The 25,803-nt window shown below is 54.4% G+C and carries 24 protein-coding genes and 1 pseudogene; 19 read left to right on the top strand and 6 right to left on the bottom strand.

Annotated elements, in window-relative coordinates; genetic code table 11:
• Positions 1–38: 38 nt before the first annotated feature.
• Positions 39–611 (top strand): ADP compounds hydrolase NudE, encoded by a 573-nt coding sequence (gene nudE, locus K6K13_RS21640; RefSeq protein WP_222158791.1) that lies wholly within the window; start codon positions 39–41, stop codon positions 609–611.
• A gap of 93 nt (positions 612–704) precedes the next feature.
• On the opposite strand, the gene mrcA is transcribed toward nudE, so the two are convergent.
• The gene (gene mrcA, locus K6K13_RS21635) at positions 705–3,254 is read right to left on the bottom strand and encodes a peptidoglycan glycosyltransferase/peptidoglycan DD-transpeptidase MrcA (RefSeq protein ID WP_222158790.1); all 2,550 of its coding nucleotides are present in this window, start codon (positions 3,252–3,254) and stop codon (positions 705–707) included.
• Positions 3,255–3,407: 153 nt separating this feature from the next.
• Between mrcA and pilM the strand changes: the two genes are divergently transcribed.
• The 13 genes from pilM (at position 3,408) to K6K13_RS21570 (ending at position 14,414) form a co-directional block, all read left to right on the top strand.
• Positions 3,408–4,259: a type IV pilus biogenesis protein PilM gene (pilM, locus tag K6K13_RS21630; RefSeq protein WP_222158789.1), complete on the top strand. Its 852-nt coding sequence runs from the start codon at positions 3,408–3,410 to the stop codon at positions 4,257–4,259.
• Positions 4,259–4,852, top strand: a complete 594-nt coding sequence (locus K6K13_RS21625; RefSeq protein ID WP_222158788.1) for a PilN domain-containing protein — start codon at positions 4,259–4,261, stop codon at positions 4,850–4,852. The genes pilM and K6K13_RS21625 overlap by 1 nt, the downstream gene beginning before the upstream one ends.
• A complete protein-coding gene (locus tag K6K13_RS21620) occupies positions 4,842–5,387 on the top strand; it encodes a hypothetical protein (protein ID WP_222158787.1) in 546 nt (181 codons plus the stop codon). The genes K6K13_RS21625 and K6K13_RS21620 overlap by 11 nt, the downstream gene beginning before the upstream one ends.
• Positions 5,384–5,761, top strand: coding sequence for a HofP DNA utilization family protein (locus K6K13_RS21615; protein WP_222158786.1), 378 nt, complete (start codon positions 5,384–5,386; stop codon positions 5,759–5,761). Before K6K13_RS21620 ends, K6K13_RS21615 begins: the two co-directional genes overlap by 4 nt.
• A gap of 32 nt (positions 5,762–5,793) precedes the next feature.
• The gene (gene hofQ / locus K6K13_RS21610) at positions 5,794–7,032 is read left to right on the top strand and encodes a DNA uptake porin HofQ (RefSeq protein ID WP_434064588.1); all 1,239 of its coding nucleotides are present in this window, start codon (positions 5,794–5,796) and stop codon (positions 7,030–7,032) included.
• 336 nt (positions 7,033–7,368) lie between these two features.
• Positions 7,369–7,890, top strand: a complete 522-nt coding sequence (gene aroK, locus K6K13_RS21605; RefSeq protein WP_222158785.1) for a shikimate kinase AroK — start codon at positions 7,369–7,371, stop codon at positions 7,888–7,890.
• A gap of 48 nt (positions 7,891–7,938) precedes the next feature.
• The gene (gene aroB, locus K6K13_RS21600; RefSeq protein WP_222158784.1) at positions 7,939–9,024 is read left to right on the top strand and encodes a 3-dehydroquinate synthase; all 1,086 of its coding nucleotides are present in this window, start codon (positions 7,939–7,941) and stop codon (positions 9,022–9,024) included.
• Positions 9,025–9,160: 136 nt separating this feature from the next.
• A complete protein-coding gene (locus tag K6K13_RS21595) occupies positions 9,161–10,162 on the top strand; it encodes an SPOR domain-containing protein (protein ID WP_222158783.1) in 1,002 nt (333 codons plus the stop codon).
• An 80-nt stretch (positions 10,163–10,242) separates the two neighbouring features.
• Entirely contained in the window at positions 10,243–11,067 is an 825-nt protein-coding gene (dam, locus tag K6K13_RS21590) for an adenine-specific DNA-methyltransferase (protein WP_222158782.1), read from the top strand.
• A gap of 54 nt (positions 11,068–11,121) precedes the next feature.
• The gene (gene rpe / locus K6K13_RS21585) at positions 11,122–11,799 is read left to right on the top strand and encodes a ribulose-phosphate 3-epimerase (protein WP_222158781.1); all 678 of its coding nucleotides are present in this window, start codon (positions 11,122–11,124) and stop codon (positions 11,797–11,799) included.
• A complete protein-coding gene (locus K6K13_RS21580) occupies positions 11,792–12,496 on the top strand; it encodes a phosphoglycolate phosphatase (RefSeq protein WP_222158780.1) in 705 nt (234 codons plus the stop codon). The genes rpe and K6K13_RS21580 overlap by 8 nt, the downstream gene beginning before the upstream one ends.
• Positions 12,493–13,497: a tryptophan--tRNA ligase gene (gene trpS / locus K6K13_RS21575; RefSeq protein WP_222158779.1), complete on the top strand. Its 1,005-nt coding sequence runs from the start codon at positions 12,493–12,495 to the stop codon at positions 13,495–13,497. Before K6K13_RS21580 ends, trpS begins: the two co-directional genes overlap by 4 nt.
• Before the next feature lie 284 nt (positions 13,498–13,781).
• Entirely contained in the window at positions 13,782–14,414 is a 633-nt protein-coding gene (locus K6K13_RS21570) for a LysE family translocator (RefSeq protein ID WP_222158778.1), read from the top strand.
• A gap of 59 nt (positions 14,415–14,473) precedes the next feature.
• On the opposite strand, the gene K6K13_RS21565 is transcribed toward K6K13_RS21570, so the two are convergent.
• The 5 genes from K6K13_RS21565 to K6K13_RS21545 all read right to left on the bottom strand — a co-directional run bounded on the left by K6K13_RS21565 (position 14,474) and on the right by K6K13_RS21545 (position 19,172).
• Positions 14,474–15,922, bottom strand: coding sequence for a M20 family metallopeptidase (locus K6K13_RS21565; protein ID WP_222158777.1), 1,449 nt, complete (start codon positions 15,920–15,922; stop codon positions 14,474–14,476).
• A gap of 109 nt (positions 15,923–16,031) precedes the next feature.
• Positions 16,032–16,898: a transporter substrate-binding domain-containing protein gene (locus K6K13_RS21560; protein ID WP_222158776.1), complete on the bottom strand. Its 867-nt coding sequence runs from the start codon at positions 16,896–16,898 to the stop codon at positions 16,032–16,034.
• 68 nt (positions 16,899–16,966) lie between these two features.
• Positions 16,967–17,731, bottom strand: coding sequence for an ABC transporter ATP-binding protein (locus tag K6K13_RS21555; protein WP_222158775.1), 765 nt, complete (start codon positions 17,729–17,731; stop codon positions 16,967–16,969).
• Positions 17,728–18,456: an ABC transporter permease gene (locus K6K13_RS21550; protein ID WP_222158774.1), complete on the bottom strand. Its 729-nt coding sequence runs from the start codon at positions 18,454–18,456 to the stop codon at positions 17,728–17,730. Before K6K13_RS21550 ends, K6K13_RS21555 begins: the two co-directional genes overlap by 4 nt.
• Positions 18,456–19,172, bottom strand: a complete 717-nt coding sequence (locus K6K13_RS21545) for an ABC transporter permease (RefSeq protein ID WP_350338143.1) — start codon at positions 19,170–19,172, stop codon at positions 18,456–18,458. Before K6K13_RS21545 ends, K6K13_RS21550 begins: the two co-directional genes overlap by 1 nt.
• A gap of 724 nt (positions 19,173–19,896) precedes the next feature.
• Here K6K13_RS21545 and K6K13_RS21540 point away from each other — a divergent pair.
• From K6K13_RS21540 to K6K13_RS21520, 5 genes and pseudogenes are all read left to right on the top strand, one after another.
• Positions 19,897–21,051 (top strand): mandelate racemase family protein, encoded by a 1,155-nt coding sequence (locus K6K13_RS21540; RefSeq protein ID WP_222158773.1) that lies wholly within the window; start codon positions 19,897–19,899, stop codon positions 21,049–21,051.
• A gap of 224 nt (positions 21,052–21,275) precedes the next feature.
• A complete protein-coding gene (locus tag K6K13_RS21535) occupies positions 21,276–22,886 on the top strand; it encodes an ABC transporter substrate-binding protein (RefSeq protein WP_222158772.1) in 1,611 nt (536 codons plus the stop codon).
• Between the two features lie 113 nt (positions 22,887–22,999).
• Positions 23,000–24,035 (top strand): annotated as a pseudogene (locus K6K13_RS21530) (ABC transporter permease).
• Complete coding sequence (locus tag K6K13_RS21525) at positions 24,032–24,937, top strand: ABC transporter permease (protein ID WP_222158771.1); 906 nt, start codon at positions 24,032–24,034, stop codon at positions 24,935–24,937. The pseudogene K6K13_RS21530 and the gene K6K13_RS21525 overlap by 4 nt, the downstream one beginning before the upstream one ends.
• Positions 24,909–25,787: an ABC transporter ATP-binding protein gene (locus K6K13_RS21520; protein ID WP_222158770.1), complete on the top strand. Its 879-nt coding sequence runs from the start codon at positions 24,909–24,911 to the stop codon at positions 25,785–25,787. The genes K6K13_RS21525 and K6K13_RS21520 overlap by 29 nt, the downstream gene beginning before the upstream one ends.
• Positions 25,788–25,803 lie beyond the last annotated feature (16 nt).

Genomic DNA, 25,803 nt, shown 5'->3' with positions numbered 1-25,803 from the left:
TTGTTGCCACAGGAATGCCTCGTAGGGCGAATAGAGTTATGAATAATAATCTGAAAAAACCGAAAATTTTGAACGTGGAGACGGTGGCCCGCTCGCGCCTGTTTAACGTGGAATCGGTTGATCTTGAGTTCAGTAACGGCGTGCGCCGGGTGTATGAACGGATGCGTCCCTCGGGGCGAGAAGCGGTGATGATTGTGCCGATTATCGACAATCAGCTGGTGTTGGTGCGTGAATACGCCGTCGGTATCGAGCAGTATGAATTGGGGTTCCCCAAAGGGCTCATCGATCCGGGGGAAAGCGTTTTTGAAGCAGCGAATCGCGAATTGATGGAAGAAGCGGGATTCGGCGCACACCAGATGTCGCTGCTGGCGACGCTGACCTTGGCGCCGTCCTATTTCTCCAGCCGCATGAATATCGTTGTCGCGCGTGACCTTTATCCGCAGACGCGAGAAGGGGATGAGCCTGAGCCGCTGATTCCGGTGCGCTGGCCGTTGGATAATCTGCTGGGCCTGTTGCAGGAGCCGGATTTTCGCGAAGCGCGTAACGTTAGTGCACTGTTTTTAACGCGCGAGTGGCTGGCCGGACAGACACCTCCGGCGTCCCCGGCGTAGGCCGGGGATTTCTTGCAGAAATAACACGTTTCGTCTGTAAGCGATTCCCGCCTGCGCGGGAATGACGTGAAGGTGCTCGTCCGTGGCGACGTGTTAGAACAGTTCTTCGCTCTGACCGTTTTCCATCAAGGTGGTGCCTGCCTCATGGACCTCGAATTCCGTAGGCTGCGTGCCATCGATAAAATATTCCGCACGGCTGTTGCTGCCGCCGCTGGAGAGTTTACCGGTGTAGCGATCGATGGTGACGGTCACAACGCCCGGCGGCGGCGTCAGCGGCTGTTCTGCTACGCCTTGCAGGGCGACTTTCATATAATCATCCCACGCAGGTTGGGCGCTTTTTGCCCCTCCCTCATAACCCGAGATCTGATCCTTAATCGCACCAGAAACCGTGCTGCGCCCCAGATCGCGACGATGGTCATCAAAGCCAATCCACACCGAGGTGACAAGGTTGGGTCCGTAGCCAGAGAACCAGGCATCTTTGGAACTGTTGGTGGTGCCGGTTTTGCCGCCGATGTCATGGCGCTGCAAATCTTTACCAGCACGCCAGCCCGTTCCCATCCAGCCGGGTTCGCCAAACACGTTACTGTTGAGCGCACTTTTCATCAAAAATGACAACGGCGTACTGATGACATGCGGTGCATACGGTAGTGTACTTACCTGCGCTTCGGTCGGCGTGACGGCATCAATCTGTGGCTGAGGCACCGTACCTTGCTGCTCTAGCGAAGTGGCAACGTTTTCCATGTTATCCGTGGAGAGTACGGCAGAACGCGGTGTTTCACCATAAACCAGCGGCAGATTGCAGGTGTCGCACACGGTTTTCGGCGTTGCGTTAAAAAGCGTGTTGCCCGTGTCATTCTCGATACGGGAAATGAAGTAAGGGTCAACCAGGTAGCCCCCGTTGGCCATCACCGCATAGCCTCTGACCACTTGGAGCGGCGTGAAGGACGCGGCGCCCAGCGCCAGCGATTCAGTGCGCACAATATTTTGCTGCGGGAAACCGAAACGCTGTAGGTAATCAGCCGCATAATCAACGCCCATCGCGCGCATCGCACGCACCATCACCACGTTTTTAGACTGACCCAGCCCTTGACGTAAGCGAATCGGACCGTCGTAGGTTGCCGGAGAGTTCTTCGGACTCCAGTCTGAGCCTGCACCTGCATCCCAACGCGTGATCGGCACGTCGTTAAGGATAGTGGCCAGCGTCAGTCCCTTATCCATGGCGGCGGTATACAGGAAAGGTTTGATATTGGAACCAATCTGGCGCAGCGCTTGCGTGGCACGGTTGAACTTGCTCTGATTGAAATCAAAGCCGCCCACCAGCGCTTCAATGGCACCGTTGGTCGGGTTCATGGACACCAGCGCGGAGTTGACATCCGGCGCTTGTCCCAGCCACCAGTCGTTGCCTACCTTACGCACCCATACCTGCTGGCCGGTTTGCACCACATCGGTGACGCGGCGCGGCATCGCCCCTTGCAGTACGTCGGATTTAAACGGACGCGCCCATTTCATACCCACCAGCGGCAGAACAACGCTGCTGCCATCGGCCATCAACGCGGTGGCTTTGTCGGCATCGCTTTGGGTGATAACGGCGGGGTTTAGCGGGCCGTAACTGGGCGTATTTTTCAGTTCATTGATGATGCGCGTTTGGTCCCAGGCGCTTTCACCCACTTTCCACAGCACTTTTTCCGGGCCGCGGTAGCCATGGCGCATATCATAGGCCATGACGTTATTGCGCAGCGCCTCTTCCGCGGCGAGCTGACGTTTCTTGGTGATAGTGGTGTAGACCTTGTAGCCATCGTTATAAGCGTCTTCACCGTAGCGTTTCACCATCTCCTGACGCACCATTTCGGCCAGATATGACGCGGAGAAGGCAATCTCCGGTGCGTGGTAGTCGGCCACCAGCTTCTCGTTACGCGCCTGATCGTACTGGGCCTGCGTGATGTAATTTTCATCGCGCATACGAGCCAGTACCACATTGCGGCGCGCGACGGCGCGATCGTAGGAGTAGAGCGGGTTAAAGGTGGACGGGGCTTTAGGTAAACCGGCGATAGTGGCCATTTGGCTTAGCGTCAGTTGTTCAACTGAGCGGCCAAAGTAAACGTGCGCGGCAGCCCCCACCCCGTAGGCGCGATACCCGAGATAAATCTTGTTGAGATACAGCTCAAGGATCTCGTCTTTGGTCAGCAACTGCTCGATACGGATCGCCAGAAACACTTCTTTGATCTTACGGATCAGCGTGCGTTCCGGGCTTAGAAAGAAGTTACGCGCCAACTGCTGCGTGATGGTGCTCGCCCCTTGCGATGCCTGTCCAGAGGTCAACGCGATAGTTGCGGCACGCACAATCCCTATCGGATCGACGCCGTGGTGCTCGTAGAAGCGGCTGTCTTCAGTCGCGATAAACGCGTGGACCATTTCAGGCGGAATCTGGCCCAACTTTAGCGGAATGCGGCGTTTCTCACCGAACTGGGCAATCAGCTCACCGTCGGCGCTGAGCACCTGCATCGGCGTTTGTAAACGGACATCTTTCAACGTTGCGACATCGGGCAACTGAGGCTCGATATAACGATATAGCCCATATATCGATGCGGCTCCAAGCAGAATGCAAGTCACTGCAAGGATGAATAAATACTTTACGAACTTCACCGGGAATTTTCCATTCAGTAGCGTGTGGACAGTTTCTAAACAATTGCCCGCTAGTATAAAGGTAAGCCTGCACTGTGGATACGTTCTTTTATTCAGCACACGTTTTCAGCAACGCGTGCTCTTCTTAACGACGAGGGAGAGGTCGCATTGAACATGGCTTATCACCATTGGCAGGTCGGATTAGATATACAAAACGGATGTCTGCGTGCCCTGGCCGTACAGCGCCGCCGCCGTGGCTGGCAGCTGCGTCAGTGGTGGCAAATCCCACTGCCTGCGGACACATTAAGGGAGGGGAGTTTACAGCATTCCGACGCATTGTGCGATGTCCTGACGCAATGGCGACGGGTGCTACCGCGCCGAATATCGCTGCGCGTTGGCTTTCCGGCCCAGCGCGTGTTGCAGCAGCTTATGGTGGCCCCTGACAGCCGTCTGCGGGAGCCGGATCGCGGCTGGTATATTGACCATCAGGCGGCGCGCCAGTTTCCCATTGGCCGCGAATCGTTGGTGCTCGACTATCGCAGTGAGCCCCAGTCACCGGGTTTCTTGCTGATCACCGCGGCCAAACGTGAAGAGGTGGCGCAGTGGCAACGCTGCCTGCATCGTGCTGGGCTAACGCCTGATGTGCTGGATATCGTGCCTTGCGCGTTGCGTACCATGGGCCAACTGGCGGGGGTAGCTTCCGGTGCTCTGCTGCTGCATCGCCTTGATACCGATCACTGGCTGTGGGTGTCGCCGCTATCCCAGCCGCTGTCGTTTGGTGTTATCTCGCAAGAGGTGGTGACACAGTGTGGCGATATCGTTACCTGTGTGAGTAATCACTACCCGGGTCAACGCGGTGAAATCACGTATTACAGTGGTGAATGCGGTGAGGACATCCCGCGCTCTGTGCACCCGCTGGCATCGTGGTCGCCGTTTGATATTTTGCATCAAGCCTATCCGCCGCTGCCGCTTAATCCGTCCCAGTTTGTGGTGGCGGGTGGTTTGGCCCTGCGGGCGGACGATTAATGCACAGCTTTCACGTCAATCTGTTGCCATGGCGTCAACGGCGATGGGTACGAGATACTCGCCGCTGGTGGCTGTGGCTGTTGTTTTTCTCGGTTGGCTTGTTGATCGCACTGGGGGTGTGCCGTGGGAGGCTTGACCAACAGCGTGGCGTGATGGAGGAAACGCTGCGCACATTGCAACTAAAGCACCTCGCTGACAGCACACAATTGCGCGAGGTTCAACGGTTGATGGGCACCCTGCAACAATGGCATGCCCAGCAGCAGGCAGACAATGACACGCGAGCGCACAACCGGGGTTATGAACAGTTGTTAAAGCAACTGGCGCAGTGGGTGCCTGGTGGGCTGTGGCTTACCGCTATCACCGTGCAGGATGGCGAGGTCCATCTCACGGGCAGAAGCCATGATTACGCCGACATTGTGCACTTCAGTTCCCGGCTCGAAACCGAAACGGCGCTGACATCAGTACGCCTGATGCAAACACGGCAGGAAATCATGGCGTCACCGGAGGGGGACGTGCCGGTGTTGACGTTTCTCCTTCAGGCTGATTGGCGCGTTGAGCGGCTCTCTTTGCAGGACGTTCCCGATGATGAGTAGTGTGCGCTCCCTGTGGTTGACGTTTATGGCGACCTCGCGCTGGGTGCAGTGGTCAGTGCAAGGTCTGGTGATGGGGATGCTCGCCGCGTTGGGATATACCACCGTGCTGCAACCGGAACGTGCCGCCGTGGAGCGCTTGCGACAACACCTTGTGCACTCGAGCGAGGCGCACGCTGCGCTGGTACAGCGTTTAGATGATTTCCCGGCGTTAGCAACGTTGCAACAAGAGTGGAACACCTTGCCGGATAAACCGGTTCATCACACGGCGGTGGCAGTGACAGAGCGCCTGCTGTTGCCGCTCTCTGCGTCGAATGCCGCGTTAATGGCATTGCAACCACCGATTCCCTCCCACCGACAACCGTGGAAAATGATAGTGAGCACTGACTTTTCTGGTGCGTTGACGCTCATTCAACACATCACCGCATCCATGCAGCCACTGCATATTCACTCGCTCTCGATTGATGTGCAACACGAGGTATTGCATTTGGAAATGCAGCTTGCCGTTCCTGACTCGGGTAAGGAGACGCAGCGGTGAAAGTGACTCATGGCTGGATGCTGGTGCTGGCGTTGTACTCACCGGTAGCTCTCAGCGATATTGCACGCGCAGGGCGCGATCCCTTTCAGCCAGCCGCCAGGCACGCAGCCGGTGGGGATGACATTACGCGATGGCGACTGGAAGGTGTGATTGGGGATAGCGCAGGGTGGTCTGGCTGGCTTTCTGTGCCAGGGGAGCGTTGGCTCATGGTGAGCGTGGGCGATGCACTGGTCTCTTCGGGTTGGACGGTTAGCGCCATCGACGAGCAAGGTGTTCAGGTGGAAAAATCGGTAGTGGATGCAACTGGACAAGCGCGCCGCTGGGTGAGGATGCTGCCTGCGACGCGGTCATCGCGCAGTGGCGCGATACGCTGAGTTTTGCCGCGCTACATACGGAGGAAAGCAGGATGACAAGGCCAGGGAAGCTGAAAGAGGTGGGGGTGTTACTGTGTGCCTTACTGGGTGGGCATACGGTATTTGCCAAGGTGCCGATGTCGACCATTTCATTAGCGTTTGACGATGCGCCCGTGCAGAAAATCGTGCAGGCGCTCGCTGAGCACCAACGGTTGAATGTGGTGATTGCGCCGGAGGTTAGCGGTGTAATGAGCCTGCGTTTGCATCAGGTTCCCTGGCAGCAGGCGTTAGACATCGTTGCGCGTCAAGGCGCGCTGTTGATTGAGCGTAAAGACAATGTGTTGCTGGTGTCTTCACCGGTGACAGACACTCGCCAAACGGCGTTGGAAAATCGTTTTTTTACCCTGCAATACGCCGATGCGCAAGAGGTTGCCACCAGCGTGCTGGCACAGCGCAGTACGTTGTTATCGGAACAGGGGAGCGTGAGTGCGGATACGCGCACCAATACCCTCTTGGTACGCGACGTCCCGGCGATAGTGCAGCCGCTACAGACATGGATTGATACCCTGGATAGGCCTGTTGCTCAAGTGCAATTAGCCGCACACATTGTCACCATCAGCAGCGACAGTTTACGGGAATTGGGAGTGAGCTGGGGCATGGGCGAACCGACGCAACCGGGTCGAACGCTGCACCTGAATGACTTCAACGTTAATCTGCCGGTGGAATCGCCTGCGGGCAGCGTTGGGTTCAATCTGGCCCGCTTAAATGGCCGACTGCTCGATTTAGAATTGTCAGCGCTTGAGCATGAGAACCAAGTTGAGATCATCGCCAGTCCACGTCTTTTCACCGCACACAAGCAGATGGCCAGCATCAAGCAGGGCACAGAAATTCCCTATCAGGTATCCAGCGGTAACCGCGGTGCGACCGCCATCCAGTTCAAAGAAGCCGTATTGGGGATGGAGGTGACGCCTACGGTGCTGCGTGAGGGCAAAATTACGCTTAATTTAAAAATCAGCCAAAACATGCCAGGGCTGGTGATTAAACAAAGCAACAATGGCGAAACACTCGCGATCGATAAACAAGAAATTCAAACCCAGGTTACGGTGTCTGATGGTGAGACCATTGTGTTGGGCGGGATTTTTCAACAACAAAAAAATCGAGGGGAACGAAAAGTGCCGCTGTTGGGGGATGTGCCGCTATTGGGTTCACTGTTTCAACACCAAAGAACGGAGCGTAAGCGGCGTGAACTGGTGATTTTTATCACTCCAACCTTAGTCTCCGCCTCGTCGTAAGAGGCCTATAACGGTGTGCTTGGCGATCCACGTTTTACCCGTTTCCGCTTTCTCAGTTTGACGCTGCGCTGGATTTAGCATACAAGGTTAGCCCATTGAGCGCTGCGGTCTGTCGAAGCGGAATTATCTTACCGGAAGATGCCTAATTTATACGCTTTTTGCTGTTTGACGCGGGGCGAGACATTTTATTCGGTTGCCAAATGCCCCTGAGTATTGAGATAATTTTCTGTCTGATTCTCGAACTATCGCTCATGAGGTTTCAGTTTAGGTCCCGCCGCTGGGTTGATTGGCGGGGCGGGTTATCATTAACGAATAGTCTTAGTAACACCAAAAAACATGGCAGAGAAACGCAATATCTTTCTGGTTGGGCCTATGGGTGCCGGCAAAAGCACTATTGGCCGTCAGTTAGCTCAGCAACTCAATATGGAGTTTTTCGACTCCGATCAAGAAATTGAGCGACGCACCGGGGCTGATGTGGGCTGGGTTTTTGATCTCGAAGGCGAAGAAGGTTTTCGCGAACGCGAAGAAAAAGTCATCAACGAATTGACCGAAAAACAGGGTATCGTACTGGCTACCGGAGGTGGCTCAGTAAAATCACGCGAGACGCGCAATCGCCTGTCTGCGCGCGGCGTTGTGGTCTATTTGGAAACCACCATTGAAAAACAGTTGGCGCGCACGCAGCGTGATAAAAAGCGTCCTTTGCTTCAGGTAGAGGATCCGCCGCGCGAAGTGTTGGAGGCGTTAGCAAGAGAGCGTAACCCGCTGTACGAAGAAATTGCTGATGTCACCATTCGTACGGATGAGCAGAGCGCCAAGGTGGTTGCCAACCAGATTATCAGTATGTTGGATGGCAACTGAGTAACAACATCGCCCTGAGCTCCGGGGCCAAGCGGATGAACCACGCGCATGGAAAGAATTACCGTAACATTAGGGGAACGTAGCTATCCCATTACGATAGCCGCTGGGTTGTTTGCTGACCCGGCTTCTTTTATGCCGCTGACCGCGGGCGAACAGGTGATGTTAGTGACCAACCAGACGTTGGCCCCGCTCTATCTTGAGGCGGTGAGCCGTGTGCTGGAGCAGGCTGGCGTAAAAGTCGACCATGTCATATTGCCAGACGGCGAGCAGTATAAATCGCTAACGGTATTGGACGACGTCTTTACCGCATTGCTGCAAAAACCCCATGGACGAGACACGACGATCGTTGCTCTGGGTGGTGGTGTGATTGGCGATCTGGCGGGCTTTGCTGCCGCCAGCTATCAGCGTGGCGTGCGCTTTATTCAGGTACCCACAACGTTGCTATCGCAGGTTGACTCTTCTGTCGGCGGGAAGACGGCGGTCAATCATCCGCTCGGTAAAAACATGATTGGCGCGTTCTATCAACCTGCTTGTGTGATTATCGATTTGGATTGTCTTCGCACCTTACCGGCCCGGGAGTTCTCCTCCGGCCTGGCCGAGGTGATCAAATATGGGATTATTCTTGATGGCGAGTTCTTCGTTTGGTTGGAGAATAATCTTGACGCTGTCCGGGCGCTGGAGCCTGCGGCGCTCTCTTACTGCATTCGCCGTTGCTGTGAACTGAAAGCCGAGGTAGTGGCTGCGGATGAACGCGAAAGCGGGGTGCGTGCGCTGCTTAACCTGGGTCATACTTATGGTCATGCTATCGAAGCTGAAATGGGGTATGGCAACTGGTTACACGGTGAAGCGGTGGCGGCGGGTATGATGATGGCTGCACATGCGGCGAGAAGGCTCGGTCAGTTCAGCGTGTCGGACATCGATCGTATTCGCGCATTACTGACGCGTGCAGGGTTGCCGGTTCAGGGCCCGGATGCGATGTCACCAGAATCTTATCTTCCTCATATGATGCGTGATAAAAAGGTGCATGCAGGCCAGCTGCGCCTGGTTTTACCCACTGCGATTGGGCGCTCGGAAGTACGTGGCGGCGTATCACACGATATTGTGTTGGCGTCGATCGCCGATTGCCGGGCGTGAGAGCAGTTTTTCGGGTATTTGCAGACATATTCACGCTGATGGTTTATGGTTAATAGAAGATAATGTCTTATAATTCAACAATTCGCTTCGCTTACTGCGCAGCGAGTATGTGTTTTTTATAGTTGGAGGGGTTTAAATGGACGAATTTAAACCAGAAGATGCGTTAAAACCGGATACCAGCGATCGGCGGCCACAACGTCAGCAACGCAGTCCCCGTCTTTCTGCGCCGCAGTTAGCGCTCTCTCGTCAACATTTGATGATTGGCATCGGGATCGTGGTGCTGGTGTTGTTGATAATCGGTGTGGGTTCCGCCTTGCAATCACCGTCTAAATCGACGGAAGCTGTGCCAACGGCTGCATCGGGTAATGGTGAGAAGAGTATCGATTTATCCTCTTCTTCCTCAATGACGCAGGGGGCTTCCGCTCAGGGGGACGCAGCATCAGTAAATGCTACCGCGCCAGGGCAGCCTCAAACCTTGAATGCGCCGCCGGTTGCAAGTTCACCGACACAAGCGCAAGTTACGCCTCCGCCTGCCGGGCAGCAGCGTGTTGAACTGCCGGGTAACATGACAGATGCGCTTTCGACGCAGCAAGAAAAGGTTAACGCCTTCTCGCAAGGGGCGACATCGGGCTCCGCGCCGGTAACCACGTTGCCGATTGCGCCTGCTACGGTGGCTCCTTCAGCGAAAAATCCGCCGCACGTCTCAGAGAAGACGGTGCAGGAGAAAGCTGCACATGCTAAAAACGTTCAAGATAAGGCCGCTCAGAGCAAATCAACCCTAACGCCAGCGCAAAAAGTGCCGATGACATCAGGCAAGCCGACATCCTCTGGGGACAAGGCGACGGTTTCAGGGCAGGGGGGATCGATTCAGAATGCGCCCGCCAGCCATTTCACACTGCAATTAAGCAGTGCATCACGTTCAGATACGCTGAAAGCTTACGCCACACAGCACAACCTACCCAACGCTTGGGTTTATGAAACCAAGCGAGACGGTAAGCCCTGGTATGTATTGGTGAACGGTGTTTACGCTTCGTCCGCAGAAGCGAAGCAGGCGGCGTCATCGCTTCCTGCGGCCGTGCAGGCACAAAAACCATGGGTTAAGCCGATCCGTCAGGTGAAGCAGGACTTGAGTAAGTAACACCAATTTTAGCCCTGATGTGCTGTCTGACACAGAGTACAATCCGCGGCTCTGAAATGTAATGAGTAACTAACGACGGCATGAAGAAGAACCGCGCTTTTTTAAAATGGGCTGGTGGGAAGTACCCGCTGGTAGAAGAGATTCGCCGCTATCTACCAGAAGGAGACTGCTTGATTGAGCCGTTTGTCGGGGCCGGTTCGGTGTTTTTGAATACGGAATACGACCGTTACATCCTGGCCGACATTAACAGTGATCTCATCAATCTCTACGATATCGTTAAGACGCAAACCGACGATTTCATTCGTGACGCGCGTGAATTGTTCACTGGCGAATACAACGTGGCTGAAGTGTTTTATCAGCTGCGTGATGAATTTAATCTTTGTGCGGTGCCCTATCGTCGTGCGGTACTGTTTTTGTATCTGAATCGCCACTGTTATAACGGATTATGCCGCTATAACATGCGGGGCGAATTCAACGTGCCCTTTGGCCGTTACAAAAAGCCGTATTTTCCCGAAGAAGAGTTACGCTGGTTCGCGCTCAAAGCGCGTAATGCCACTTTTGTTTGTGAGCATTATCAGCAGACGTTACTCAAAGCAACGCAAGGTGCAGTGGTCTATTGCGATCCTCCTTATGCTCCGCTTTCCGCAACGGCGAATTTTACGGCGTATCACACGAATAATTTCAACAACATCGATCAACAGAGCCTGGCGACGCTGGCGTATCGGTTGTCGATGGAGAGTGCCATTCCCGTGCTGATATCCAACCATGATACCGAGCTGACTCGAGCCTGGTATCAGGATGCGGCGCTGTATGTGGTGAGGGCGAGACGCACCATCAGCCGCAATATCATGGGGCGGAGCAAGGTTAATGAGCTGTTGGCGCTCTACGGTGCGCCGCTGCGTTAATTCCTGATGCGCGCGCATAGCGCTGGTTATCCTACAAACTGTTTGGAGATACGAATGAAGCCTTTCTTGATCGCTCCGTCCATCTTATCGGCCGACTTTGCCCGGTTGGGGGAAGACACCGCCAGTGTGCTGGCAGCCGGAGCCGATGTGGTTCACTTCGACGTCATGGATAACCACTATGTTCCTAACCTGACCATCGGGCCGCTGGTGCTTAAAGCACTGCGCAACTACGGCATTACCGCCCCTATCGATGTTCATCTGATGGTGAAACCGGTAGACCGTCTTATTCCCGATTTTGCCGAAGCCGGTGCCAGCTTTATCACCTTCCATCCGGAAGCATCCGAGCATGTCGATCGTTCGCTGCAACTGATCAAGGATCACGGCTGTAAAGCCGGGCTGGTGCTGAACCCAGCGACGCCGCTCAGTTGCCTTGATTACGTGATGGATAAGCTGGATATCATTCTGCTGATGTCGGTCAATCCTGGCTTTGGTGGGCAATCTTTTATTCCCGGCACCTTAGATAAGCTGCGTCAGGTGCGCCAACGCATCGATGAGAGCGGCTATGACATTCGGCTGGAAGTGGATGGCGGTGTGAAAGTCGACAACATTGCCCAAATTGCGCAAGCCGGCGCAGATATGTTTGTGGCGGGTTCTGCCATTTTCGGTCACCCCGATTACCGCGCTGTTATTGATAACATGCGCAGTGAATTGAGTAAGATATCTCATGGCTAACATCAGTACGGTTCGTGGGGTGGCGTTCGATCTGGATGGTACGCTGGTCGACAGCGCACCGGGGTTGGCGGACGCCGTTGATATGGCGCTGCAAGCGCTGAATCTGCCTGCGGCGGGTAAAGCGCGCGTTGCTACCTGGATCGGCAACGGTGCTGACGTGCTGGTAGAGCGGGCGCTGCGCTGGGCGGGAATGACGCCTACGGCGCAAGATACCCGCACAGCGCGCGAGCTGTTTGACAGCTACTATGCGCAAACGGTGGACAGCGGCAGTACGTTGTTTCCTGAGGTGCATGCCACTCTGACCCAACTGGCTGACTGGGGCTACCCATTGGCGCTGGTCACCAATAAGCCGACGCCTTTTGTCGCGCCGCTGCTCGAGACGTTGGGTATTGCCGGGTTGTTTAGCCAGATTGTCGGCGGTGATGATGTCAAAATGAAAAAGCCGCATCCTGCGCCGCTCTATCTGGTATTGGCTCAACAGGGACTGCTGGCATCAGAATTGCTGTTTGTCGGCGATTCGCGCAACGATATTCAGGCGGCACAGGCCGCAGGTTGTCCGAACGTGGGCATGACTTACGGCTATAACTACGGAGAAGCCATTGCGCTGAGTCAACCTGACGTGGTGCTTGAGCGCTTCTCACAACTTTTGCCCCTGGTGGGGCCACTTACGTCAAAAAATCAGGAAGCGTCAGCATGACTAAGCCCATTGTTTTTAGCGGCGCACAGCCGTCCGGTGAACTTACCATTGGTAACTACATGGGTGCATTACGTCAGTGGGTGAACATGCAGGATGATTACGATTGCATATACTGCATCGTTGACCTGCATGCTATCACCGTGCGTCAGGATCCCCAGCAGTTGCGTAAAGCAACGCTGGATACGCTGGCGCTTTATCTGGCCTGCGGTATTGATCCGCAGAAAAGCACCATCTTCGTTCAGTCTCATGTGCCAGAGCACACGCAGCTGAGCTGGGTGCTAAACTGCTACTCCTACTTCGGTGAACTGAGCCGCATGACGCAGTTCAAAGACAAATCAGCGCGCTATTCCGACAACATCACTGCCGGTTTGTTTGACTATCCGGTGCTGATGGCGGCCGATATCCTGCTGTATCAAACCCATCAGGTGCCGGTGGGCGAAGATCAGAAACAGCATCTGGAATTGAGCCGCGATATCGCTCAGCGCTTCAATGCGCTTTACGGCGACGTTTTCAAAGTGCCAGAGCCGTTTATTCCCAAATCTGGCGCGCGCGTGATGTCACTGCTGGACCCCAGCAAAAAAATGTCCAAGTCAGATGACAACCGCAATAACGTGATTGGATTGCTGGAAGATCCGAAAGCCGTCGTGAAAAAGATCAAACGCGCGGTGACGGATTCCGATGAGCCGCCAGTGGTGCGTTATGACATTGCCAATAAGGCGGGGGTATCCAACCTGTTGGATATTCTGTCCGGGGTGACGGGAAAACCGATTCCTGAACTGGAAAAAGCCTTTGAAGGCCAGATGTATGGTCACCTTAAGGGCGCGGTCGCCGACGCCGTTTCCGGCATGCTGACCGAGTTGCAGGCGCGCTATCATCATTTCCGTAACGATGAAGCTTTCTTGCAGCAGGTGATGCGTGACGGTGCTGAAAAAGCGCGTCTCAAAGCCACTGCGACGCTGAAAAAAGTGTACGACGCGGTAGGCTTCGTCGCGCATCCGTAATCGGTAAGCCGGGCGGGTTTATCCGCTCGGCTGCATTATTCCTCTCTTTTATCTGCCATCCCTGCGAGTGCAAGAACTGCTCTTTTTCTGCTTTATTGTGCGTGGCATTATTTAATGTACCGGTCTCAAGTGGTTTCTGTTATTTATAAACAAAGATATAAAGTAATGTTTATTCATTTACCCATGCGTTGAATCGCAGGGTTATGCATTTAAAACACAATGTTTTTATTGTTAAAGCAATCCAATAATCAATATTCACTGAATCAATAGATGATGAATAACAGATGCCTCAACTCTATCTCTATATTTTATTATCAAGCTTGACCATTGCCAGTCCAGGTCCGGGGGTGTTGCTGACAATCACCAATACGCTCAACTATAACTTAAAGAATGCTATCGCCGGTATAGTGGGCATAGCTACGGGCATGGGGGTTATCTCGGTGGTTGCGGCAAGCAGTGTTGGTGTGCTTATTGTGTCATCCGCCTATTCTCTGATTATTGTCAAAGTGGTTGGGGCTGCGTATCTCGCCTATCTGGGTGTTAAATTGTATCAATCTGCACCTAAGTTAGTAGATGAAAATCGGAGGGGGGATATCAATGAAATACCATCTACGATCGCCCGATTCAGACAGGGTTTTTTGCTTTCGCTGTTAAACCCTAAGCCGATTGTTTTCTTTATGGCACTGTTCCCCCAATTTATTACTAATAACGACCCCTACATTTTTCAATTTCTCGTCCTTTCATTAACTTTTTGTCTGTTAGTTATCGTTATCCATTGTGTTTATGGTGTTTTTGCCAGTACCATAAAAAGAGGCATTTCGTCTCACCGTCTTTTTTCTGTACTCAATAAAGTCGGCGGAGTCATTTTTATACTTTTCTCTGCCGGATTGTTCATTTCATCATTGCTGCCGTTCTGACAGTAGTGAAACGCTGTTGTGAGAACAGGGCGGGAAATGTACCCGCCCATAGACTGACGTTATACCTGAGGAATGGGTGGAACCACGCCGTCGGGAATCGGGTTCTCAAACGGTGTAACGCTCAGTTTCTCGGCCAGTTCCGCTTTGGCTTGTGCCGGGTTTTGTAGCAAATCCACGGTTAATGACGCCATGGCTTCGGCCGCATAGGCGGTGCCTTTGTGCGCCGCAGGGGCTTTGCCCTGCGCTACCAACTGCCAGGAGTGGGCAGGTGTGCCGATGGCGTAGGTAGCAGCACGAATTTGTACGGTCGGAACCACCCAGCTTACCGTGCCGACGTCGGTAGAGCCGATAAAACTGTCATCGGGGCTGTAAAGCGGATAGATACCTTCATGCAGCGATTCGCCTGCTTTAGGTTTTACGCCAAAACGCGCGTAGGAGTTGGCAATATCTTCTGCACTCATGGCGGTTTGGAATTTGGCGGCAAAAGCGCGGTCCGCATCATCGAACTGGATGGGGCCAAGCGCCAGCAGGTGTTCATGCATGCGCTGCTCCAACGGGGCGTTGCCCAGCAAGTTGGCATCGCCGCTGATCACTTCCCAACTCACTTCTGTTTCGGTCATCAGCGCTGCGCCTTGTGCGATTTTCTTCACACGTTTCACTAACTGGTGGAGTTCAGGTAACTGACGCGCCCGCACCAGATAGCGTACCGTTGCGTTGGCCTGAACCACGTTCGGTGCGTGACCACCGCTGTCGGTGATGGCGTAGTGTACACGCGCCGATGACGGCATGTGTTCTCGCATGTAGTTAACACCAACGTTCATCAGCTCTACGGCATCGAGCGCACTGCGCCCCAGATGTGGGCTGCTGGCGGCGTGCGAAGCGCGGCCTTTGAAGTAAAAATTCAGTTCGTTGCAAGCCAGGGAATCCGGGCTGTTAACGCCGGTAAAGGTGGCCGGGTGCCAGCAGATAGCAATATCCACATCGTCAAACACACCTTCTTTGACCATAAAACCTTTGGAGGAACCGCCCTCTTCTGCCGGGCAACCGTAAAAGCGCACGGTACCGGGCAACTGGTGCTGTTGCAGGTAATCTTTTACCGCCGTGGCGGCCTGCAATGCGGCGGTGCCAAGCAAATTGTGGCCGCAGCCGTGACCGTTACCACCCGCATCGATGGGGCAAGGCTCAGCGATGCCCGCTTGCTGGCTCAGGCCCGGCAGCGCATCGTATTCACCCAGTAAGGCAATTACCGGTTTACCGGACCCAAACTCACCCAGCAAGGCGGTTGGCATCCCGGCAATACCCGTTGTCAGGCGAAAGCCTTCCTGCTTGAGTACCGCTTCATGCAGTGCGGCGGAGCGGATTTCTTCATAGTTAAGTTCCGGCACATCCCAGATGCTGTCGCTAAGCGCGGTGAACTGCGGGTTTTTCGCGGCAATCAGTTCGCGCAGGGCGCTAACGGTGTGTGTGTCTACGGCGGGTAAGGCGTGTTGTTCTGATGGCGAAGTCATGAATCAGGCGCTCCTGCGGTTATAACAGTGAATTTGGTGGGGAATGAAGAAGACGTGGCGTCAATCAGACGCCACGTTCGTGGTTCAGGTTAGGGTCGCGAGAGGGCGATCAGAGCGGGGTGGTATCCATGCCAAACCATTTTTCACTCAGCGTCTTGATGGTGCCGTCTGCTTTAGCCTGGTCGATGGCTTTATCGAACATGGCTTTCAATTCAGGATCGCTTTTACGCAGGCCGATGGACGAACCGCTGCCCAAAATGCCGCCGATAAACTGCGGGCCAGCCATTACGATTTCGCCGTTTGATTTGTCAGCAGTATTTTTCATGTAAGGCGCAGAACCGATAACCAGATCGACGCGACCGGCTTTCAGATCCAGATCGTGCTCCTGCATGGTTTTGTATTCGCGTACCGTCATCATGCCTTTGAAGTATTTATCCAGCAGCGTGCTGGCGATCGAGGCAGACTGAACGCCAATGGTTTTGCCTTTCAGCAGCGGGCGCAATTTTTCCACTTCAGCGATGGCAGTGGCTTCATCTTTCTCATTGAGGGAGAAGCGAGTGCCCAGATCCGGCAGCGATGCCAGCGGGCTGGATTTCAGTACGGCAAAGGTTTGCCCTGCCTGCGTGTAGGGCTGGCTGAAATCGATCACTTCACGGCGCTTCGGCGTGGCGGACATGCCGGAGATGATGGCATCAAACTTACCGGCGTTCAGCGCCGGAATGCTGCTGGCAAACGGCTGCACCATGATCTCGCATTTTACTTTCATGTTGTCGCACAGCACTTTGTACAGCTCAATTTCCATGCCATCCAGCGTACCGTCTGGCTTGGTGAAGTTGTACGGGTGGTATGCGCCTTCAGTGGCGATGCGCACGGTGCTCCAGGTTTTACCGGCTTCTGCCGCAGCATTGAATGAGGTAGAGAGTGCGCCAGCCAGACAAAGCGCATAGGCGGCGGCAGCGAGTTTGGTTTTTAGCATCGAGGTATCTCCTGGTGGTTGTCTGTTGTGTTCTTAAGCCTGGCATTGTGTTGATAAACGTCGTTCTGTTACCAACTGGCAATAAACTGGCGGAAACGGGCTGACTGGCTGGCAGTAAACATCTGTTCCGGCGTGCCTTGTTCTTCGATCTCACCCTGATGTAGGAACACCACGCGGTTAGAGACTTCACGCGCAAAGTCCATTTCATGGGTGACGACCAGCATGGTCATCCCTTCATCGGCTAACTGACGCATCACGCGCAGCACCTCTCCGACCAACTCCGGGTCCAGTGCTGAGGTGGGTTCATCAAACAGCATCACCTTGGGTGACATGGCCAGCGCACGCGCAATCGCGGCACGCTGTCGCTGCCCGCCGGAAAGGTGGGAAGGGTAGTAATGGCGTTTATCGGCCAACCCAACTTTCTCAAGCAGTTGCTCTGCGTGTTCTTTGGCGTCCTGCGGCGTGCGTTTGAGCACGTGGATCGGCGCTTCAATCACGTTTTCCAGTAAGGTTTTGTGCGACCACAGATTGAAGTTTTGAAACACCATGCCGAGCTGGGTACGGATACGGTCGATCTGTTTCGCGCTGGCTGGGCGATTTTGCCCTTGGCGATTCACTTTCATCGCGATGGCTTCGCCGCACACAATAATCTCGCCCTGATCGGGGATTTCAAGCAGGTTGGTGCAGCGCAGCAGGGTGGATTTGCCCGAACCGGAAGACCCCAGAATCGAAACGACCTCGCCCTGACTGGCTTCAAATGAGATCCCTTTCAGGACTTCCAGTGAGCCGAAACGCTTGTGAATGTTGCGCAGGCTGATAGCGGCGGTACTCATGATGGGTTTCCTTTCATATTCTTAACTTCAGCCAGCGACTGCGGTGCGCGCAGATACGGCGTCATACGGTGTTCGACAAAAGCCAGCAGGCGGGTGAGCACCAGATTGATCAACAGGTAAATGGCGCCCGCCACCAGAAACACTTCCAGCGCGCGGTAGGTTTCCGCAATCAAGCGTGCTGCAATGCCGGTGATTTCCATCAGCGTGATGATGGACGCAAGCGAGGTGGATTTGATCATGGAAATCAGTTCGTTGCCATAGGCAGGCAGTGCCTGGCGAATGGCAAGCGGAAACACGATACGGGTAAATATTTTCCATGATGGCATGCCACAGGCGCGCGCTGCCTCGATCTGACCGGAGGGCACCGATTGCAAACCCCCGCGAATGATTTCGCTGGCATAGGCACCCGTGCAAAGTGTCAACGACAGTAGCGCACACCAGTAAGGTTCACGCAGTATTGGCCACAGAACGCTTTCACGCACCCAACTGAATTGTCCCAATCCGTAGTAGATAAGGAACAGCTGTACCAGTAGCGGCGTGCCACGGAAGAACAACACATACAGGCGAGCGACCGATTGCAGCAGTTGGCTGCCAGAAAGCTGCATCGCAGCCAGTGCCAGGGCTAAAAAGAAGCCGATCAGCACTGAACCCACCGCGAGTTGGAGTGTTAGCGGCACACCGGGAATAATCTCCAGGAAGGTTTCGTAGAAAAAAGTCAGGTCCATTACCGTCTTACACCTCGCGAATAGTGTGCCTCCGCGCGGCGCATCAGCCAGCCGGAAAACATCGAAATCACCAGATAAATCATGGCGGCAGCCATGTAGAAATCAAACGGTTTGCCAGTAGAGCCTGCACCGGTCTGTGACTGGGTCAACAGCTCTGCCACGCCAGTTACCGACACCAGCGCTGAGGCTTTCAGCACCAGTTGCCAGACGTTGCCGAGCGCGGGAATGGCATGGCGCAGTAGCAGCGGAATAATAATGCGGCGCAGGCGCAGCAGGGTGGGCATGCCGCAGGCTTTAGCGGCTTCTATCTCACCTTTGGCTACGGCGTAGAAGGCGCCACGAAACACTTCCGTTTGCTGTGCTCCTGAGGCGATGCCGACGGCAATGACCCCGGCGATATAACCGGGAAAACCGATAAAGCCGTTATGTCCAAACAGGCTTGCCAGCAGCGTCAGTGCAGAGCTACCGCCAAAGTAGAGCAGGAAAATAATCAGCAGATCGGGAATGCCGCGCGTTACCGTGGTGTAGCATTCTGCCACAAAGCGAAGTGGCCGATTACCCGCTATTTTTGACCAGGCACCGAGGGTGCCGATAAGTGCGCCTAATAAAAAACCGCCTACTGCCAATGCCAGGGTCATTCCTGTCCCCATCAGCAGCAATCTTCCCCAGCCGTTCTCACCAAAACTGATGAGCTGCCAAAATGTCATTTGTTCCACGTATTACTCCAATTTTCTTTTTGCAGGCATAGCTCCGCGCGCGGCCTGAACGCTGCGGGTGCCCTTGACCGGACTCCCCCGCATTAAGCAGAGAACGTAGTCATCAAAGCAATATTCAGGCCACGTTTTTATTATTGTTGAAACGATTAATTATGCATATAAATTGCTTATTAATCAGTATTTCATTTTATTGTTTTGGTGACGACTCACACTTTAGAGGGCGGTCGCGGCTGAAAACGCCGCGCAAGCACCAATGTGGTGCATTAAATCGCACTTAATTGGTGCGTTGAGTGATTTTGGTGCGACCTTGCGCTTGGCTGTTATGTACTGAGCCTCTTGCGCAGGATTACCGCTTTAACGGTGATCGTCAAACTGAAGCGGGTGACCGTTGTGCAGCACACCAAAATTAGCGGCATTATCCTCGCGTTTTATGCGGGTAATCCTAACCGTTGGTGATGTTGTTCACAGGTTTATAGGCATTTGCACAAATATTTGCGCCGTTTTTTCTGCATTTGAAAGAAATTGCCTAATGACTCACCAGGTTGTAACACCAATAATTACAAATAATAAAACGATATTTTTATTTAATTAATACATCATTTCTTTTGTGATCGCTGTCTCAATCGCACTGGTTGGGCGGCGATAGTACAAATCGGGTTTGTCGTTTACCGGCATCTCGACTGTTTTTTATTCTATGTTATTGAATTTCAAGGTAGGTATTCGCGTGAAAATAGAATCCATTGATGTCACCGTTTTTACGTATCCCACTCGTCGCGTGTCCGACAGTGCGGGACATTCGCATCCAGGAGAAGAGAATCAGGCCAAGATGGCCCTCTTGACGCTGACCACCGACGATGGACATCAGGGCTATGCATTTGCACCACCCGAAGTGGTTCGTCCCCATATTATCAATGCTTTCTTCCGCAAGGTGCTGATCGGGCAGAACCCGTTTGACAGAGAACGTCTGTGGCAAGATCTGGTGCATTGGCAGCGCGGCAGCGCCAACCAACTGACCGATCGTGCCATCTCTATCGTGGAATCTGCGCTGTGGGATTTGCAAGGTCGCTTCCTGAATATGCCGGTACACAAACTGCTGGGCGGTTTTCGTGAGAAAGTGCCTGCTTACGGCAGCACCATGTGTGGTGATGAATTGAAAGGTGGTCTTTCGACGCCGGAAGAGTACGGCCAGTTTGCCGAGAAACTGGTGGCACGCGGCTACAAGGCGATCAAGCTGCACACCTGGATGCCGCCGGTGTCCTTCGCACCCAGCCCGCAGATGGACGTTAAAGCCTGTGCTGCCGTGCGTGAAGCCGTCGGTCCGGATGTCTGCCTGATGCTGGATGGCTACCACTGGTACAGCCGCAGCGACGCGCTCTACATTGGCCGTGAATTGCAAAAACTGAACTTCACCTGGTTTGAAGAACCGATGGAAGAGCAGAGCATGGCGTCTTACAGCTGGCTGACCAAAAGCCTGGATATCGACGTTATTGGGCCTGAAAGCCTGTCAGGTAAATACTTCAGCCGTGCCGATTGGGTGAAAGAGGGAGCCTGTGACATTCTGCGCGCGGGCGTGCAGGGCGTTGGGGGGCTTTCTCCGACCATGAAGGTCGCCGCATTGGCGGAAGCCTTTGGTATGGATTGTGAAATCCACGGTAACGGTGCGCCGAATCTCAACGTGGTGTGTGCGATTAAAAACTGCCGTTGGTATGAACGCGGTCTGCTGCATCCTTTCCTGAACTATGAAGAGCCTGCCGCTTACCTCAACAGTATCATCGACCCGATGGATGACGACGGTTTTGTTCACCTGCCGCAGCGTCCGGGCCTGGGTGAGGATATCAATTTTGATTGGATCGAGGAGCATACGCTGAGTAAAGAATAACCGCAGTAATAATAAATAGCAGTAATAACAAAGCAGTATTGAAAGAAAGAGCCCTTACAAATAGCCCCTAGATAGTTCGAGTTGTAGCAAGGCGGCAAGTGAATGAATCCCGATGAGCTTACATAAGTAAGTGATTCGGGTGATCGCAGCCAACGCAGATACAGCTCGAAATATAACGGGGATAAAACGTTTCGTCTTCCATTCTTCACACCTGGAGAAGCTAAATGAAAGCACGAGCAATAATCCGTACCCTGCTACTGAGCTGTTTCTGTATGGCCGCAACACCGGCCTTGCTGTCTGCAAAAACGCCCGACGATCAACTGATCGTCGGGATGAACATGAACAACATGCTGTCCCTCGATCCCGCCGCGATGACCGGCAACGAGGTGGTCGGCATTATCGTTAACCTTTACGACTCGCTGGTCGAACTCGATCCTGAAAACCTCAGCCGTGTGCTGCCTTCGCTGGCGAAAAGCTGGGAGATCAGCCCAGACAACAACCTGATCACCTTCCATTTGGTGGATAACGCCAAATTCCACTCCGGCAATCCGGTCACCGCCCATGATTTTGCCTGGTCGATGAAACGGTTGCTGACCCTCAACATGGCGCAGGCCACTACCTGGAAATCCTACGGCTTTACGGCGGAGAATGTCGACAAGCTGATCCGCGCCAAAGATGACAAAACGATAGAGATCGAACTGCCCAAACCGAACGATCCCAAATTGGTGATCTATTCCCTTGCCACGCTCGGCAGCGGATCGGTACTGGACAGTAAGACCGTGATGAAGCATGAGAAAAACGGTGACTGGGGCAACGGTTGGTTGACCACCAATGAAGCCGGTTCCGGTCCGTTCAAGCTGGACGTGTGGCAGGCAAAAGACGTGCTGCGCGTCAACCGTGCCGACGGTTATTGGCGCGGTGATGCCAAAATGCGCCGGGTGATCTTCCGTCATATGACCGAATCTCAGGCGTTGCGTCTGATGATCGAAAAAGGGGATATTGATGTGGCGACCGGTATGTCGGTGCCGGACATCAACGCCCTGAAAGCCAACCCGGATGTGAAAGTCGAAGAGGTGAAGAAAGGCACGCTCTATTACGTTGCCATGAGCCTGAAGAACGACGAGTTCGCCAAGCCAAAAGTGCGTGAAGCGGTGCGCTACCTCATCGATTACGACGGCCTTAACAAAACCGTGATGCCGGGCTACGGCTTCTATCACCAACGCCCGATTCAGGCAGGAATGGATGCCACGCTGCCTAACCCCGGTTACACGCTGGACGTGCCGAAGGCGAAGGCGCTGCTGGCGGAAGCGGGTTATCCGAACGGCTTTGAAACCACGCTGCGGGTACTGTCCGATCAACCGTTCCTCAACTTGGCGACCTCGGTGCAATCCACGCTGGCGCAAGCCGGTATTCGTGCCAAGATCATTTCCGGCACCGGCAATCAGGTTTACGGTGCGATGCGCGATCGTAAATTCGACATGCTGGTCGGGCGCGGTGGCGGTGGGGTCGATCCCCATCCACACTCCAGCCTGCGCTCCGTGGTGTATAACCCGGATAACAGTGATGAAGCCAAACTCACCAACTTCCAGGGGTGGAGAACCTCTTTCTACGATGCACAACTGAACGAAATGATCGATCAGGCGCTGCTGGAGAAAGATCCCGCCAGGCAAAAGCAGCGCTATGCCGAGATACAGGACCGCTATGAGACGCTTTATCCCGCTATCATTCCAGTCTCGCAAATGGTTGATTCCGTGGTGCAACGCAAAGATGTTATAGACTTTGTGTCACATCCGTCATCGACCACCCGCTTGTATCTGGTGCACAAGCAACGCTGAAGCCTGAGTAAAGCGTGGGGGGCGTTTCCCCTCATGCCTTCATCCTATGAGGTAAGTCACGGCATCAGCGGCGCTGAAGGTAGCGGCGCGGGTGTCGGACGGGGAGAAAGAACATGGTTTTCTCTGATTGGCTCAAACCGGGGTCGTTACCCTATCGCGTAGCCAAACGGCTGTTACAGGTTGCCTTCACGCTGTTTGGGTTGCTGATTTTGACTTTTATTATCGGCCGGGTCATGCCGATCGATCCGGTATTGGCGATCGTCGGTCAGGATGCTGACCAAAGTACCTATCAGCAGGTCTATCAGCAACTAGGCCTGGATAAGCCGCTGTATGTTCAATTCGGTATCTACTTTAATTCACTGCTGCACGGCGATTTGGGCAATGCGATGCTCACCGGTCGTCCGGTGGTGGATGACATTATCCGCGTGTTCCCTGCCACGGTTGAACTGGCGACGATGGCGATTATTGTCGGTGCCGGGCTGGGCGTGCCGCTCGGCGTGATGGCGGCGGCGCGGTAAGCTGGCGGACTATATCGTGCGCTTTATCAGCCTGGCGGGTTATTCCACGCCGATTTTCTGGGTCGGCATGATTGGGCTGTTGGTGTTTTACGCCTGGCTCAACTGGGTCGGGGGCGCAGGGCGCGTGGATATGGCGTGGGACGGTATGGTGGAAAACCGCACTGGCTTACTGCTGGTGGATTCCTTACTGGCGCGCGAATGGGCGGTGTTCTTCAGTGCACTGAACCACCTGGTGTTACCTGCAACCATTCTTGGCTTCCATTCGCTGGCCTATATCAGCCGTATGACGCGCAGCTTTATGCTGGCACAACTGTCGCAAGAGTACATCATCACCGCACGGGTCAAAGGGTTGTCTGAGTTTCGGGTGGTTTGGGCGCATGCGTTTCGTAATATTTTGGTGCAACTGCTGACGGTAGTTGCGCTGGCGTATGGCTCACTGTTGGAAGGGGCGGTGCTGATTGAAACCGTGTTCTCCTGGCCGGGCTTTGGTTCCTATCTGACGGGTAGCCTGCTGCTGGGGGATATGAATGCGGTGATGGGCTGCGTGCTGCTGGTCGGGCTGATTTTCGTCACCCTTAACCTACTCTCCGATATGTTGTATCAAATCTTCGATCCGAGGACCCGCGTATGAGTATGTCTTCTGAACCGGTAATCGGCTCCTCGCCGGCCGCCAAAAATGGGCCAATTCGAGTGCGTGGTGCGCGTCTGTTCAATTTCCTGCGCCTGCTGGCGAAAAACCCCCTGACGGCCATTGGTTCGCTGATTGTGCTGTCGCTGATTGTCATCGCCATTTTCGCCCCTTGGCTTGCAACGCACGACCCATTGGTACAAGACCTGGCAAATGCCCTGCAAGCGCCGGGGGCTGCCCATTGGTTTGGTACCGATGAGTTCGGACGCGATGTGTATAGCCGTCTGGTGTATGGCTCACGCATCACGCTGTACATTGTGGCACTGGTGTCGGTAACCGTCGGCCCCATCGGCTTGATGCTCGGCGTGGTGGCAGGCTACTACGGCGGCATCGTCGATACCATTCTGATGCGCATCACCGATATCTTTATCTCCTTCCCCAGTCTGGTGTTGGCACTGGCGTTTGTTGCCGCTTTGGGGCCGGGGTTAGAGCATGTGGTGATTGCCATTACCCTCACCGCCTGGCCGCCTATCGCACGTCTGGCGCGTGCTGAAACATTGTCACTGCGTCAGGCGGATTTCGTTTCTGCGGTAAAACTGCAAGGCGCATCGTCGCTGCGCATTCTGGTGCATCACATTGTGCCGCTCTGTCTGCCTTCGGTGATTATCCGTATCACCATGAACATGGCGGGCATCATTCTGACGGCTGCCGGGCTTGGCTTCCTGGGGTTGGGCGCTCAGCCGCCCGATCCTGAATGGGGTGTCATGATCTCTGCCGGCCGTCGCTACATGATGGAGTGCTGGTGGTTAGTCACTATTCCTGGGTTGGCTATTCTGATGAACAGCCTGGCGTTTAACTTTCTCGGAGACGGCCTACGTGACATCCTCGATCCCCGCACCGAATAAGGGTGCAACTCAGGGCGCACCGCTGCTCGAGGTGGAAAACCTCAAGGTGAGCTTCGTTAACCACGGCGCAGTGACAGATGCTGTGCGCGGTGTTTCCTTTAACCTCGGTTGTGAGAAGCTGGCCATTGTCGGCGAATCCGGCTCAGGTAAATCAACGGTCGGGCGTGCGCTGCTGCATCTGCACCCGCGCAGCGCCCGGGTGACGGCCGACAGACTGCGCTTTGGCCAGACCGACTTGCTGACTATTTCTGAAGCGCAGATGCGCCAGATCCGCGGTAAGCGTATTTCCATGATCATGCAGGATCCGAAGTATTCGCTGAATCCAGTGGTATGCGTGGTCGATCAGATTGCTGAAGCCTATCTGGCGCACCACAAGGTGTCAGCGCGCGTGGCGAAAGAGAAAGTCATGGCGATGCTGGATGTGGTGCGCATTCGCCAGCCGGAGCGCGTGTACGCACTCTATCCGCACGAAGTCTCCGGCGGTCAGGGACAGCGCATCATGATCGCCATGATGTTGATCACTGAGCCGGAAATCGTCATCGCCGACGAACCAACCTCGGCGCTCGATGTGTCGGTGCGTTTGCAAGTGCTTTCGATGCTGGATGATTTGGTGTCGGAGCGCGGATTGGGGCTGATCTTTATCAGCCACGATATCAATCTGGTGCGCAGCTTCTGCGACCGGGTGCTGGTGATGTACGCCGGACGCGTCGTAGAGTCCATCGCAGCGCGCGATCTTGATAACGCGCAGCATCCTTACACGCGTGGGCTGCTCAATGCGTTGCCGGACATCGATCACCCTCGCGTGCGTCTGCCGGTCATGCAGCGCGATCCTGCTTGGCTGAGTGAATAAGGAGTGACTATGGGCA

The organism is Symbiopectobacterium purcellii (assembly GCF_019797845.1).
Lineage (GTDB): Bacteria > Pseudomonadota > Gammaproteobacteria > Enterobacterales > Enterobacteriaceae > Symbiopectobacterium > Symbiopectobacterium purcellii.
Note: the sequence above shows the minus strand (reverse complement) of the source record. Positions and strands in the feature narration are given on the sequence as shown.